Raw genomic sequence first — 14,056 nt, forward strand, 5'->3', positions numbered from 1 at the left:
TAGGACCGAGTGATCGATGCCCACTATCTCCGTACAGCGTGAAGACCTCGAAGCCTTGATCGCCGGTCCCGGCGGGAAGGCTACACGCCTCGCCTTGGAAGAGCTCGAACAATCGTTGATGCTGGTGAAGGGCGAGCTCAAGGGGCAGAACCCGGAGACCGGTGAGTTACGGATCGAGCTTCAGGACAGCAATCGGCCTGATCTCTGGTGTTGCGAGGGGATCGCGCGGCAGATCCGGATCAAACAAGAGGGCAAACCGATTGCCTATCCATTCTTCAAGAAGGGTAAATCCGCAGCCGGTCGGCTGACTGTGGCTCCCGGTCTGGAAAAGGTTCGCCCGTTTGTGGCTGCCTGCACGGCGGTCGGCTATCAGGTGACCCAAGAAGGTCTCACACAGCTGATCCAGACACAGGAAAAGTTGGCAGACATTTTTGGCCGCAAACGGCGGTCGGTTTCAATCGGGCTCTATCGTCTGCCCAAAATCGTCTTTCCCGTCAGCTACGATCTTGTGAAACCCGACGATGTCCGGTTCACCCCGCTCGGCATGGATACGGTCATGACCCTTCGGGAAATTCTCATGGTCCATCCAAAGGGGGTCGAGTATGGACCCATCCTGGCTGGGCAAGACCGACTTCCGGTGCTCCGGGATGCGAAAGGCCAGGTGCTGTCCTTTCCCCCGATCATCAACAGCCGTGAGATCGGCGAAGTGCAGGTGGGAGATACCGATCTCTTCGTTGAAGTGACCGGGACCGATCCCTACATGGTCGCGCTGACGTTGAACATCTTCGCCGCCAATTTGGCGGACCGCGGCGCCGCCATCGCTCCGATCGACATTCGCTATCCCCACAAAACTGCGCTCGGTACCAAGGTGACGACGCCGATCGATTTCGGTTCTCCTCGGACGATTCCGTTGCCCGCGATCGAGTCAGCCTTGGGCGAGTCCTTAGGGAGCAAAGAGGTGGCTGCGGCCCTCCGATCCTATGGCTACCAAGTGAAACCGTCAGGAAAATCCCTCTCGGTGCAGCTGCCCCCGTACCGCAATGATCTGATGCACACCGTGGATGTGGTCGAGGATGTGGCCATTAGCCAGGGCTACCACCGATTCGCGCCGGTGATGCCTTCGGAATTCACCGTCGGGGGGCTATCGCGTCACGAGCAACTGGCTGATCGCGTTCGAGACCTCATGGTCGGAATGGAGTTCCAGGAAGTCATCTCCAACATCATGGGATCGCATCAGGATTTTTGCACGAAAATGCGTATCGACGGCACTCCCTGGGCCAAAGTGGTCGAGGTCGCCAACGTCATGTCGCTGAGCTACTCCTGTCTACGGCAATGGGTCGTCCCGTCGCTCTTACAGGTGGAAGCCAACTCGAGCCGGGCCTTCTATCCGCATCGTATGTTCGAGGTGGGGGAAGTGGCGGTGCCTGACGAGCAGAGTGATGTCGGATCTCGTACGCTGACCGTGTTGGGTGCGGTGATCGCCCATGCGGGGGCGCACTTCTCGGAAATTCATTCTTGCCTGGATCTGCTGTGTTACTACTTGAATCGACCGTTCAAGCTCGAGCCATTGGCCCATCCGTCATTTCTGGACGGGCGCGCGGGGCAAATCATTTCTGACGGACGGCAGATCGGTTTTCTTGGCGAGCTGCACCCAGAAGTGCTGGAGCACTGGCAGATCGGAGTTCCTGCCGTGGCCCTCGAACTCGTTGTCGATCGGTTGCTGGAAGAGTCGTGACGGGGACGTCCTCGCGCTGGAGAACGGTCCCCGTTCCGATGAGTGATGGCGAGGTGGTTATCCTGCCTCGGCGCGATGGGCTTACTTCGCGGTCGCGAGCTGCTGCTTGGCGAGACCGACCAGTTTCTCGAATCCGGCCATATCCTTGATGGCCATATCCGACAGCACCTTCCGGTCCAGCAAGATATTCGCCTTCTTCAACGCATTCATGAAACGGTTGTAGGCCATGCCGTGCAAACGCGTCGCTGCGCTGATTCGCGCGATCCAGAGCTGGCGAAAATCCCGTTTTCTGCTCTTCCGTCCGACGTAGGCATAGGCCTGTCCCTTGTCGACGGATTCGGTTGCGGTTCTGAATAGCCGGCTTTTTGCGCCGTACTGGCCTTTCGCCAGTTTAAGCCGCTTCTTCCGCCGCTGCCGAGTCTTTGATCCACCTTTTGCGCGAGGCATACGTCACTACTCCTTTCGAGCCCGTTCTCCGATCGACGCGGTCGATCGAACCCCCATTTGACTAGGGGAGAATGCGGTTGACTGCGAGGGTAAACGTCGGCGACACCGGCGCGGAACCCTTCAACCGCCGCTTCCGATCGCGTCCCTTTCCCGTGAGCAAATGCCGGCGACCGGCTTTTTTCCTGACCAGTTTGCCCGTTCCGGTCCGTTTGAATCGCTTCTTGGCTCCGCTGTGCGTCTTCAGTTTCATAGTAGTCTCTTCAGTCCTTCCTATATGCTGGTGTCGTGCGCTACTTCGGAGCCAGAATCATGATGAGGCTCCGACCTTCCATGCGAGGGGCGAATTCCACGGTGCCCGCTTCTCCGCACTGTTCAATCACCGAGGTCATGACGGTACGGCCCATTTCCTGATTGGCCATCTCGCGACCACGATAGGTCAAGGTAACTTTGGTCTTGTTGCCGTCGGCCAGGAAACCCTTGATCTGTCGAATCTTGATCTCTAGATCGTGTTTGTCGGTCCGGGGCCTCAGCTTGATCTCCTTGACTTGCGTCGATTTTTGATGCCGGCGGCTCTGGTGATCCTTTTTGCTGAGCTCGTATTTGTACTTCCCATAGTCCATGATACGGCACACCGGGGGCTGGGAAGTGGGCGCCACCTCGACGAGGTCGTAGCCTTGCTCTTGCGCTTTGCTCAAGGCCTCGGCGGTGGGCAAAATTCCCAGTTGTTCGCCTTCGGGACCGATCACGCGAACTTCACGGATTCTGATTTCCCGGTTGACGCGTAATTTAGGGACGATAGGTCACCTCTTTCGTGAGTAGGTTACGATGCCCGTCGCATGGTCGTGTGATCGGCGCGCAGCAACTCGGCGACACGCTCCACCGGCATGCTGCCGTGGTTGGCACCGCTTCGACCGCGGACCGACACGGTACCGCTCTGTACTTCTTTGTCCCCGACGACGAGCATGTAAGGGACTTTGCTCTTCTCTGCTTCGCGAATCTTGAAGCCGATCTTTTCGTTGCGAAGATCGGGTTCAACGCGGAAGCCCTGAGCCTTGAGATCGGCCACGATCTTGGCTGCGAACTCGTGCTGCTTGTCTGTGATTGTCAGGACGACGGCCTGCACGGGTGCCAACCAGGTCGGGAACGCTCCGCCGTAGTGTTCAACCAAAATTCCGAAGAACCGTTCGATCGAGCCCATTAAGGCGCGATGGATCATGATCGGTTGGTGGGACTTGCCGTCTTCCCCGATGTAGCTCAATTCAAACCGCTCGGGATTGTTGAAATCGACTTGAATAGTGGAACACTGCCAGGAGCGGCCGAGCGCATCCTTGATCTTGATGTCGATCTTCGGGCCGTAAAACGCGCCGCCGCCCTCGTCGAGGTTGTAGGCAATATTCTGCCCCTTGAGGGCTGCCTCGAGCGAGCTGGTCGCGAGCGTCCACTTTTCATCGGACCCCACCGACTTCTCGGGCCGGGTCGAAAGGAAAATCTCGAACTCGGCAAAACCGAAGGCCTTGAGGACGAAAAATGTGAAATCAAGGACCCGGCTGACTTCCGCCTGAATTTGGTCGGGTCGGCAAAACAAATGTGCATCGTCCTGCGTGAAGCCGCGCACGCGCAGGAGCCCATGTAGCACGCCGGTGCGCTCATAGCGGTAGACCGTGCCGAGTTCGCCGTAGCGAATCGGGAGGTCTCGGTAACTGCGCAGGTGCGACTTGTAGATCATGATGTGGTATGGGCAATTCATCGGTTTGAGCTGGTATTCACTGCCCTCGACCTTCATCGACGTGAACATGTTCTCGCGGTAATAGTCCACGTGCCCGCTGGTCTTCCAGAGGTCGAGCCTAGCCACGTGAGGCGAGTACACCAAATCGTAGCCATCCTTCAGATGCTGCTCGCGCCAGAAGTTCTCGATCAGCAATCGCACGAGCGCGCCCTTTGGGTGCCAGAGGACCAGCCCGGGGCCGATCTCGTCTTGAATGGTGATCAGGTCCAGTTCCTTGCCGACCTTTCGGTGGTCGCGGCGCTTGATTTCCTCCAGCCTGGCGAGGTGGGCATCCAACTCGGTTTGGGTAGGAAAGGAGGTGCCGTAGATCCGCTGGAGCATGGGATTTCGTTCGTCGCCGCGCCAATAGGCTCCGGCGGTCGTGAGCAGCTTGAACGCTCCGATAAAGCCGGTTGCCGGCAGGTGTGGTCCCCGGCACAGGTCGACGAAATCGCCCTGACTGTAGGCCGTAATGGGTTCGTTATCGGGAAGACCCTGGATCAATTCGACTTTGTACTGCTCGCCGCGGGATTGGAAAAATTCAATCGCTTCCTGCTTCGACAATTCGCGGCGGGTGACAGGCAGATTACGTTTGATGATGTCGCGAGCACGGGCCTCTATTTTCTCCAGGTCCTCAGGAGTGAACGGTCGCTCAAATGCGAAGTCATAGAAGAAACTGTCTTCCAGAGCCGGGCCGATGGTCATCTGCGCGGTAGGAAAAACTTCCTTCACCGCCTGCGCCATGATGTGGGTGCTGCTGTGGCGGTAGACCTCTCGACCTTCGCTGGAGGAAAATGTCAGCGGAGCAATCGTCGCATCCTGCAGCAAGGGGCGCGACAAATCTGCGGCCCTTCCGTCAACCGTTGCTGCCAGGACATCTGGCCCGAGGCGAACTCCTGCTTGGGTCAGCGCGTCATGGATCGTGGATCCTGCTGGTACTTGTTTTCGAGTTCCGTCAGGAAGGGTAATCTGAATTGCCTGTGAAGCCACGCAGGTCTGTCCTACCAGAAAATACATTGCCTGTCCGACCGTCGCGGATTGCCGTCGACCGGATCAGGCCTGTTCAGCGAAAAAATGGTAGGCGCGGACGGTCTTGAACCGTCGACCTCTACCGTGTCAAGGTAGCGCTCTCCCCCTGAGCTACGCGCCCATCGCCTGGCGATGCTAATACAGCCTCACTGAAAGTGTCAAGAAAACGAGATCGTAGGGACTCCCCGGTGCCGGTCAGGCAGGGGGGAGCCCCCTGGAGTATTCGAACAGGGTGGGCCGGAGGCGAACTACTTGACCGCGGCCTTCAGTTCCTTCCCTGCTGAGAACTTCGGAATGCGGGCAGCCGGAATCTTCAAGGATTCGCCTGTGCGGGGATTGCGGCCCATCCGCGCCTTCCGTTTTGAAATCGTAAAGGTCCCGAAATTAACCAGCGTGACGCGCTGACCCTTCTTGAGCGAGGTGGTCACGGCTCCGGTAAACGCTTCCAAGGCCGTGGTAGCGGCGACCTTTGTGATTCCAGCGCTGTTGGCCATCTTCGCAATCAACTCTTCCTTGGTCATTGCTCCCTCCTTTGGTAGTTAAACGACCAGCGGATGCGTGGACGAATCCCTCGGGAGAATCCTCGAGGGGTGAAGCGGCACAGGGACGGATATCGAGAGGCACGAATCAACTAATTCGGGCCCGTTTGACCGGAATGTGGAGGTCGAGAATCTTCTTCCGCAGGGTATTGCGATTCAAACCGAGGAGCTCCGCGGCCTGAATCTGATTCCCTTTGGTTTCGCGCAGGGTCATGGCGATCAACGGGCGTTCGACTGCCGCGATCAGCATCGGATGAAGATTGCGGCCCGATCCATTGCGCATACCCTTCACGAAATCCCCGACCTTATGTTCCAGAAAGGATTCCAGACCGGGTGGTTCACCGGCACCGTTGTCAGATGGAGCTTGCTCCATCTTTCGCCCTGCGAGCAGGGTCGCAGTCCGTTTGAGGACGGTTCGAGATCCACAGAGCACCAAGGTTCTGGTCGGGTCGATGTTCGCGAGTATTCTCCCAATTTCCAAGGCGGCGCCAGGTCCTTTGGATTCGACGATGATTGCGTCGAAGGTCCGTTTGCCGGCTTGCTTGGGAACCGAGAATCCTTCGCGAACGATGGTCAGGCCCTGTTCTCCGAAGATGTTCCGGTAGTGGGTCTGGATGCTGCTATCCCCGCTGAACAACAGTACGCTGAATGAAGATGAATGAAGCGACATGAAGGCACCGACGAAGAAGAGGGCGGGATTATTGCGCAGCATTGAGATGATGTCAATCGGGAAAACCGTCGCAAGATCCGGCCTGGGCGGCGCCCCGGGCAGGTCCGTGGAGGGTCTGACACGCATATCCGGCAGCGCTCCTTACTTCAATCTGACCGGTGCAGTGATCGAACGGGCCGGCGTGAGACACAAGAAACTACGTAGTGAGCGACGACTTCAGGATGTCGGAGCTTCGCTTGACAGGCGACCAGAGTGGCCGGTATATATCACTTCTAATTCCTATCGGAATAATCAGAAATGAAAGTCAGTCTTCGAGCGACTTACGGCATCATTGCGGCGGTGGATTTGGCCTTGCACGACGCGAATCAACCGGTCTGCGCAAAGTCTATCGCCCACCGGCAGGGGATTCCCGCAAGGTTTCTCGAGCAGGTGCTGCATGCCATGAAAAAAGCAGGGGTGGTCACGAGTCAGCGAGGCGCACAGGGCGGCTATGTCTTGAGTCGAAAAGCATCTGAGCTCTCGGTAGCGGATATTCTCAGTGCCCTCGATGGGCCGCTCATGGCGGCCAACGGAAGCCAGGTGAAGCGCTCTCGCGGGGCAAAGCGAGACGCTCTGCTGTCGCATCTCTGGGACCGGGTCAAGCAGGCCGAGCTCAGTGTCCTCTCCGACGTGACCGTCGAGGAGTTGGCCGAACGGCAACGGTCACTCGAAGAGCGCCAGTCGTTGATGTATCACATCTGAACCACGATCACCCTCATGTACCAACAGAACGACCCTCAACCAACGAGGTTTTTATCATGACGCCCAACACAGTCGGCCTTCGTCCCGCGATCAAGACGGAGCCGATTCCGGCCCATATCCAGGAAGAGATCGAAACATTTGAGGTGGAGGCCCGGCGGGTACTAGCCGGGGATCTCTCCACGGATATTTTCAAGCCCTTCCGGCTTCAGTATGGCATTTACGGCCAACGCCAGCAGGGCGTGCAGATGTTCCGGATTAAGATCCCGTTCGGTGGTTTGACCGCGAACCAGGTGCGTCGCGTGGCCGAACTGGCCGATCAGTATGCCACGGGAGTTGGGCACGTCACGACCCGACAGGATATTCAGTTGCACTTCGTGGAGTTAAAAAGTGTGCCGACCATGATGCGCCTACTGGCGGAAGTCGGTCTGACGACACGCGAGGCCTGCGCCAATACCGTCCGTAACGTGACGGCCTGTCACTTGGCCGGGGTGTGCCAGGGGGAAGTGTTCGACGTCACCCCTTACGCCAAGACGGTCGCGTATCACCTCTTGCGCAATCCGCTGAACCAGAGCATGCCGCGGAAGTTCAAGATCGCCTTTTCCGGTTGCCGTCAGGACTGCGCGTTGACCCCTATCCACGACATCGGCCTGTTGGCGGCGAAGCGTGCCGACGGGACGATTGGATTCCGCATGGTCGCCGGGGGAGGACTCGGGTCGTTGCCCCGCATGGCGCAGGTGTTACGCGAATTCACTCCGATGGAGGAGCTGATTCCGAGTATCGAAGCGGTCATCAAAGTTTTTGACACCCTCGGAAACCGTAAGAACCGGAATAAGGCTCGAATGAAGTTCGTAATCGAAAAACTCGGCTTTGAAGAATTCAAGCGACGCTGGGAGGCGACCTACGCAGCCATGGGCTATGCGGTCCCGACGCATGAGCCGATTAAATTGTTGACCTACGCAGACACCCCTCCGCTCGTGATGCCGACCAAAGTTGGGGCGACCACGAACGGGAGTGGCAATGGCCATATGGCGCAGGGAAATGGAAACGGAAACGGTTCCCACTCGTTAAACGGCGCTGTTTCCGCGTTCCAAGCGTGGAAGCGGACCAATGTGGTGGCGCAGCGGCAGTCGGGATTCGTGACGGCTGCCATCAAATTACCCATGGGCGATCTCACCGCTGAGCAAATGTGGGGCGTTGCCGATTTGGCCGAACGCTATTCCAACGGAAATATCCGCACGACGATCAACCAGAACATGGTCATTCGCTGGATTCCGGAAGATCGCCTGGAATCGTTCTATCTGGAACTGGCCCAGCACAGTTTGGCCGATCCCGGCGCGGAGCTCGTCGAGGACATCATCGCTTGCCCTGGAACCGATACCTGCGGATTGGGCATTACCTCTTCGAAAGGCATGGCTCGCGCGCTGGCTGAGGTGTTTCCCGCAGGGCAAGTTCCGGAGGATTTGCGCGACGTCAGCGTGAAGATCAGCGGGTGCCATAATTCATGCGCGCAGCACCATATTGCGACCATCGGTCTGCACGGGGTGGGCAAGCGTATCGGAGAACATACGGCGCCTCACTACGAATTGCATTTGGGTGGCCACGTGGATGGGACGCCGAAGATCGGCCAGTTGACCGTGAAGTTGCCGGCGAAGAGCGTGCCCGCGGCGGTCCGTCACCTGGTGGATGTCTATCGGCGGGACAGGAAGACTGGTGAATCCCTGCAGAACTTCCTGGGCCGTGTCGGAAAAGGCGTACTTAAGGATGAACTGATTCCCTATACGATCGTTCCGGCGTTTGATCAGGATTCGACCTACTACTATGACTGGGAAGGCGAGGCCGAATTCGTGTTGGAGGATCTCGGGCCTGGCGAATGTGCCGGCGGCGCGCTGGAGATGATCGACGATCGCATGTTGGAGGCCGACCAGGAGCTGTACCAGGCGAAGCTGCTCGTCGACAAACATCAATTCGCCGTGTCGGTGAACAAGTCCTATCGGGCGGTGCTGGCCGCGGCAAAAGCTCTGCTGGTGACCGAAGGCGTGGACCCAGCAACCGATTCGGAAACGTTTCAGGAGTTCGATGCCCGTTTGGCGGCCAAGGGCATCGTGCCTGCGTCCTATCGCGATCTGGGCAGTCAGATCGGTGATTTAGGGCCGAAGGACACGACGGTAGACGTGGCGACCGCGAAGATGGCATTTGCCAAGAGCTTCATCGCCGTCTGCCGTGCAGCGACGGATCAACTCGGGAAGGATTTGAAACTGGCGAAAGTGGAGGAAGAATCGTTGCCGACCGCGCCTCAAGCCCCAGTTACGCCGGCTGCCCCTGCGGTACAGGCGCCGGTCTACGACCTCCGTGGCGTGGCCTGCCCGATGAACTACGTCAAGACGAAGCTGAAACTCGAGATGATGGACCACGGTGAACAACTCGAGGTGTGGCTGGATGCGGGGGAACCGATCCGCAACGTGCCGATGAGTTTGCGAAACGACGGGCATAAGATTTTGACCGAGAGCCCATTGGATGCGGAGTCGAAGCATTTCAAAATTCTCGTCGAAAAGGTCGAGGGCTGAACCGAGTCCTCGCACATGAGTTTGTCGATGACCACAGCCAATGCTCAGAACAGGCCGTCGGACCAGGAATTGAAAGCACTCAGCGACTCGTTCGAGTCGCGTCAGCCCTGGGAAGTGATGGAGCAGGCGCTTACGATGTTCAAAGGAAGCATCGTATTGGCCTGCAGTTTCGGTGCGGAGGACGTGGCGCTGGTGGATATGATGCACCGCATCGACCCCCAGGCGCCGCTGTTCTATTTGGATACCGGTTTTTTGTTTCCCGAAACGATCGAGGTTCGGGATCGAATCGTAGAACGGTATGGGCTCACCCCGCACCAGGTAATCCGGATGATGTCGTTGCTCACGCCGGATCAACAGACTGCTCAGTATGGGGCCGGGCTGTGGCAGCGAAACCCCGATCAATGTTGTCAGTTGAGGAAGATTGAGCCGCTGGGGCGTGTTCTCTCGAACTATGCGGCGTGGATCACGGGTATCCGGCGCGACCAGGCTCCGACACGCGCCAATGCCGGTATCATCGAGTGGGACAAGAAGTTCAACCTGGTCAAGGTGAATCCCCTGGCGCGCTGGACCAGTGAGCAAGTCTGGACCTACATTCAGCTTCACGAAGTGCCCTACAACGTGCTCCACGACCGCAACTATCCCAGTATCGGTTGTACCCATTGCACAGCGCCGGTGGCGCCGGGCGAAGACCCACGCTCGGGTCGGTGGAAGAATTTCACCAAGACTGAGTGCGGACTGCACAAGTAATCCTATTTCCCTGAAACCAAGAAGGAACCACTGTTCATGCAACGTCTGCTTTCCAAGATTGCCAAGGGCCAAAAGACCTCCAAGGACCTGACGTGGGAGGAGGCCAAGCAGGCGATGCGACTCATGATCGAAGGCACGGCCACGCCTGTCCAGGTCGGCGCGTTTCTGGTAGCCATGCGGTACAAGTCGGAATCGGTGACGGAGTTGGCGGCCTTCACGGCCACCGCTCGACAGTATGTTGCCCCTGTCCCCGTTCGGGCGGGGCTTGGCGTCGTGGATCTGCCGGTCTACGGGGGAAAGCGCGAGACCTTTCATGCGATCGTGCCCGCGGCCATCGTGGCCGCGGCGGCCGGTGCCGTGATCCTGATGCACGGGGTCGATGGACCGGTGGATCGTCGCGGCGTGTCGTCGGTCCTCACACCCCTTGGAATTCCGACCGATCGGGCGGCCAAACAAGTGGGCGCGGATTTGGAACAAAGGGGGTTTGCGTACCTCGACCTCGCGCTCTACCATCCGCCGGTCAACCGCTTTCTCGAAATGCGGCAAGAGCTGGGGGTGAGAAACGTCTTTCACCCGATCGCTCGAATGTTGAACCCGGCTCGGGCAACCTCCCAGGTCATCGGTCTGTCACATCCGCCGTACTTTGAAAAGACGGTGGAGGCGTTGCGAATGTTGAGCTGTCCGCGGGCGCTGGTGATTCGCGGCGTGGAGGGCGATCCTGAACTGTCGATCGGCAGTGTGACCCGGTACCTCGAACTTCAAGGTGAGCGGATCACGCCGGGATCCTTCCATCCCAAGGATGCCGGGCTCACGATGACGACCTTCAAGGAGATGGCGGGCTTCCCGGCGGAGCACCGTGCCAAGGAGGTCGATTTGATCAAGCGGCTCCTGTCGAACCAGATCCAGGGCGGGCCGCGGGATTGGGTGCTACTGAACGCCGCCATGTTGCTGTATGCCGCCGGTAAGGGGACCTCAATCGCCGGCGGTGTCGCAACGGCCCGCCGAATCATCGAATCCGGGCAGGCAGCGGCAAAATTCGCTGAACTCACTGCTGCCGGCGCATCCGGCGGCGGTCTCGCACAAACAGACAAAATTCCTGCTTAACCACGGACGAGTATCTGATCATGAACCATCTGCGTCAGTTGGAAGATCAAAGCGTATACATTCTGCGGGAAGCCTACAAACACTTCGACCACCTGGCGATGCTCTGGTCGATGGGCAAGGATTCCACGGTTCTGCTGTGGTTGGCCCGAAAGGCTTTTTTCGGCCATGTCCCGTTTCCGCTCCTGCACGTCGATACCAGTTACAAGATTCCGGCCATGATCGAGTACCGTGATCGCCTGGCACGAGAGTGGCGTTTGAATTTGGTGGTGGGGCAGAACAAGGAAGCGTTGGCGCAGGGTATGAACCATACGCTGGGGCGCGATGTCTGCTGTACCGCCTTAAAGACCACGGCTATGAAGAACTTGGTGGAAGAGAAGGGCTATACCGGCATCATCCTGGGCGTACGAGCCGACGAAGACAGCACGAGGGCCAAAGAGCGGTATTTCTCTCCCCGCGACAAGCACGGAGACTGGGACTTTCGCGATCAGCCTCCCGAGCTCTGGGACCAGTTCAAGACGAGTTTTCCTCCCGGTACCCACATCCGAATCCATCCGTTGCTGGATTGGACGGAAATCAATATCTGGGAGTACATCAAGTACGAGAATATTCCTTTCATGGATCTGTATCTCGACAAGGGGGACGGGACCCGCTACCGAAGTCTCGGCTGTGCTCCTTGCACGACGCCGATCAAATCGACGGCAAAAAACGTGGATGAAATCATCGAAGAATTGCGCGGCACCAACGTGGCCGAGCGGGCCGGACGGGCTCAGGACGCAGGCCGCGGCATGGAGATGCTCCGGAAAAAGGGTTACATGTGATGAGTACGACAATCACGACGGCCCCGGTTAAGGCCGTTACGCAACCGAAGGAAAACCTGAACATCGTCATCGTCGGCCATGTGGACCATGGAAAGTCCACGCTGGTCGGTCGTCTCTACGCCGACAGCGGCTCCTTACCCGAGGGAAAACTCGAAAAGGTGCAGGCCATCTGTCGTCAGCAGGGGAAGGAGTTCGAATACGCGTTCCTGTTCGACGCCTTTTTGGAAGAACAGGAGCAGGGCATCACGATCGATACGGCGCGCACGTTTTTCAATTGGAACGAGCGGCAATACATCATCATCGATGCGCCGGGGCACAAAGAGTTTCTCAAGAATATGATTTCCGGCGCCGCGCGGGCCGAAGCTGCGCTGCTGTTGATCGACGCGCTGGAAGGGGTGAAGGAGCAGTCGAAGAAGCACGGCTACCTGCTGTCGTTGCTCGGTGTCAGGCAGTTTGCGGTGGTCGTCAACAAGATGGATTTGGTCGGGTATCGGCAGGACGTTTTCGAAGGGATTGAAAAAGAATACCGGGAGTTTCTTGGACAGTTCAAGGCCGTGCCGCAGCAAATGATTCCCGTCAGCGCGAAAATGGGGGACAATATCGTCACTCCCAGCCAGCACATGCCTTGGTACAAGGGACCGACGGTGCTCAATACGTTGGCGCTGTTCAAGAAGGAGCGGGCGCGCGGTGAACAACCCTTGCGGCTGCCGCTGCAGGATGTCTACAAGTTCGACGCGAGGCGCATCCTCACCGGACGGATTACCGCAGGGCGGCTGAAGGTGGGGGATCAACTCGTCTTCTCTCCCTCCAACAAAACGGCGACCGTTCAGTCGATCGAAGGCTTCAATGTCGAGCCATTGCCCACCGAGGCGGAAGCCGGCCAGTCGGTCGGGATCACGCTGGATGAACAGATTTTTGTCGAGCGAGGAGAAATCGCCTCCCATCGCGATGCCATTCCCATGGTGTCGACGGCGTTTCGTGCGAACTTGTTTTGGTTGGGCAAGCGTCCCCTGGAGAAGGGACGACGGTATCTGCTTCGGCTGGCGACCAGAGAGGTTGCCTGTGAAGTCGGGGCGATCCACCGCATCATCGACACCACCGACCTTGCGCAGCCCCAGGCCAGCCAGGCCGTGAATAAGAATCAGGTGGCGGAACTAACCTTGCGTGTGAAAGCTCCCATTGCTTTCGACCTGTCCTCGTCCTTCGAGTCTACGGGACGATTCGTGCTGGTCGACGACTACGACATTGCGGGTGGCGGAATCATCACCGAGCTTGTCCATGACGAGCAGGAAGGCTTGCGGGAAGAGGCGCGGCAGCGGGAGTTCGCCTGGTTGCGGGGTGACGTCGGGTCGGAAGAGCGGGCCAAGCAGTTTGGACACCGGGCGGCGATCGTCCTTTTCACCGGTGCGGCGCAGAACGGCAAGACTTTCCTCGCACGGCGGGTGGAATCGTTACTCGTTGCGGACGGACGGCTGGCGTATTTGCTCGAGGGGGCGAACCTGTTGCAGGGCTTGGACGCGGACCTGTCGGCTGCGGATCCGACTTTTGGCGCAGAGCGGGTGCGTCGATATGGCGAGGTGGCTCGGTTGTTGATCGATGCCGGGATGATCGTGGTCTCCACGAGCAAGACATTCGGGATCAATTATCAACGCATGGCCGATATGATCCGCACGTTGGTTCAGCCGGCGCCGGTGATTGCCGTCCACATGAGTAAGGCCGGAGAAGACGCCCCACCCAACACCGATCTTCACTTCGCCGGACCACGGGATTTCGATGAAGCTGCGCGTCAGATCATCGAGGAACTGAAACGGCGTGGAGTGTTGGGGCAGGCGAGAGACCGGGGCAACATTCAATTTTCGATCTAGTTCGAGCTCGAAATGGTATCCCCTGGGAGGGG

The 14,056-nt window shown here is 58.4% G+C and carries 13 protein-coding genes and 1 tRNA gene; 7 read left to right on the plus strand and 7 right to left on the minus strand.

The genetic code is table 11. The features are described from left to right. Positions 1–16 precede the first annotated feature (16 nt). Positions 17–1,735: a phenylalanine--tRNA ligase subunit beta gene (pheT, locus tag KF814_08450; GenBank protein ID MBX3236168.1), complete on the plus strand. Its 1,719-nt coding sequence runs from the start codon at positions 17–19 to the stop codon at positions 1,733–1,735. An 81-nt stretch (positions 1,736–1,816) separates the two neighbouring features. Here the strand turns inward: pheT and rplT are convergent, their stop codons facing one another. From rplT to KF814_08485, 7 genes are all read right to left on the minus strand, one after another. Then, entirely contained in the window at positions 1,817–2,182 is a 366-nt protein-coding gene (gene rplT / locus KF814_08455) for a 50S ribosomal protein L20 (protein MBX3236169.1), read from the minus strand. Between the two features lie 61 nt (positions 2,183–2,243). After that, positions 2,244–2,432, minus strand: coding sequence for a 50S ribosomal protein L35 (rpmI, locus tag KF814_08460; protein ID MBX3236170.1), 189 nt, complete (start codon positions 2,430–2,432; stop codon positions 2,244–2,246). Between the two features lie 40 nt (positions 2,433–2,472). Further along, positions 2,473–2,979, minus strand: coding sequence for a translation initiation factor IF-3 (gene infC / locus KF814_08465; GenBank protein ID MBX3236171.1), 507 nt, complete (start codon positions 2,977–2,979; stop codon positions 2,473–2,475). A 23-nt stretch (positions 2,980–3,002) separates the two neighbouring features. Next, positions 3,003–4,937, minus strand: coding sequence for a threonine--tRNA ligase (gene thrS, locus KF814_08470; protein ID MBX3236172.1), 1,935 nt, complete (start codon positions 4,935–4,937; stop codon positions 3,003–3,005). Positions 4,938–5,022: 85 nt separating this feature from the next. Further along, positions 5,023–5,097 (minus strand) — tRNA-Val (locus KF814_08475). 127 nt (positions 5,098–5,224) lie between these two features. Beyond that, the gene (locus KF814_08480; protein MBX3236173.1) at positions 5,225–5,497 is read right to left on the minus strand and encodes an HU family DNA-binding protein; all 273 of its coding nucleotides are present in this window, start codon (positions 5,495–5,497) and stop codon (positions 5,225–5,227) included. A 106-nt stretch (positions 5,498–5,603) separates the two neighbouring features. Next, positions 5,604–6,311, minus strand: a complete 708-nt coding sequence (locus KF814_08485; protein ID MBX3236174.1) for a hypothetical protein — start codon at positions 6,309–6,311, stop codon at positions 5,604–5,606. A gap of 171 nt (positions 6,312–6,482) precedes the next feature. On the opposite strand from KF814_08485, the gene KF814_08490 reads away from it, so the two are divergent. Genes KF814_08490 through KF814_08515 form a run of 6 tightly spaced genes read left to right on the plus strand, consistent with a single transcriptional unit; the run spans position 6,483 to position 14,024 of the window. Beyond that, entirely contained in the window at positions 6,483–6,926 is a 444-nt protein-coding gene (locus KF814_08490) for an Rrf2 family transcriptional regulator (GenBank protein ID MBX3236175.1), read from the plus strand. A 56-nt stretch (positions 6,927–6,982) separates the two neighbouring features. After that, complete coding sequence (locus KF814_08495) at positions 6,983–9,490, plus strand: sulfurtransferase TusA family protein (protein ID MBX3236176.1); 2,508 nt, start codon at positions 6,983–6,985, stop codon at positions 9,488–9,490. Positions 9,491–9,517: 27 nt separating this feature from the next. Beyond that, the gene (locus KF814_08500) at positions 9,518–10,237 is read left to right on the plus strand and encodes a phosphoadenylyl-sulfate reductase (GenBank protein ID MBX3236177.1); all 720 of its coding nucleotides are present in this window, start codon (positions 9,518–9,520) and stop codon (positions 10,235–10,237) included. A 36-nt stretch (positions 10,238–10,273) separates the two neighbouring features. Next, positions 10,274–11,341: an anthranilate phosphoribosyltransferase gene (trpD, locus tag KF814_08505; protein MBX3236178.1), complete on the plus strand. Its 1,068-nt coding sequence runs from the start codon at positions 10,274–10,276 to the stop codon at positions 11,339–11,341. Positions 11,342–11,361: 20 nt separating this feature from the next. Then, on the plus strand, positions 11,362–12,159 hold the full coding sequence (locus KF814_08510; GenBank protein MBX3236179.1) for a sulfate adenylyltransferase subunit 2: 798 nt from the start codon (positions 11,362–11,364) through the stop codon (positions 12,157–12,159). After that, on the plus strand, positions 12,159–14,024 hold the full coding sequence (locus KF814_08515) for an adenylyl-sulfate kinase (protein ID MBX3236180.1): 1,866 nt from the start codon (positions 12,159–12,161) through the stop codon (positions 14,022–14,024). Before KF814_08510 ends, KF814_08515 begins: the two co-directional genes overlap by 1 nt. Positions 14,025–14,056 lie beyond the last annotated feature (32 nt).

The organism is Nitrospiraceae bacterium (genome assembly GCA_019637075.1).
Taxonomy (GTDB): Bacteria; Nitrospirota; Nitrospiria; order Nitrospirales; family Nitrospiraceae; genus JAHBWI01.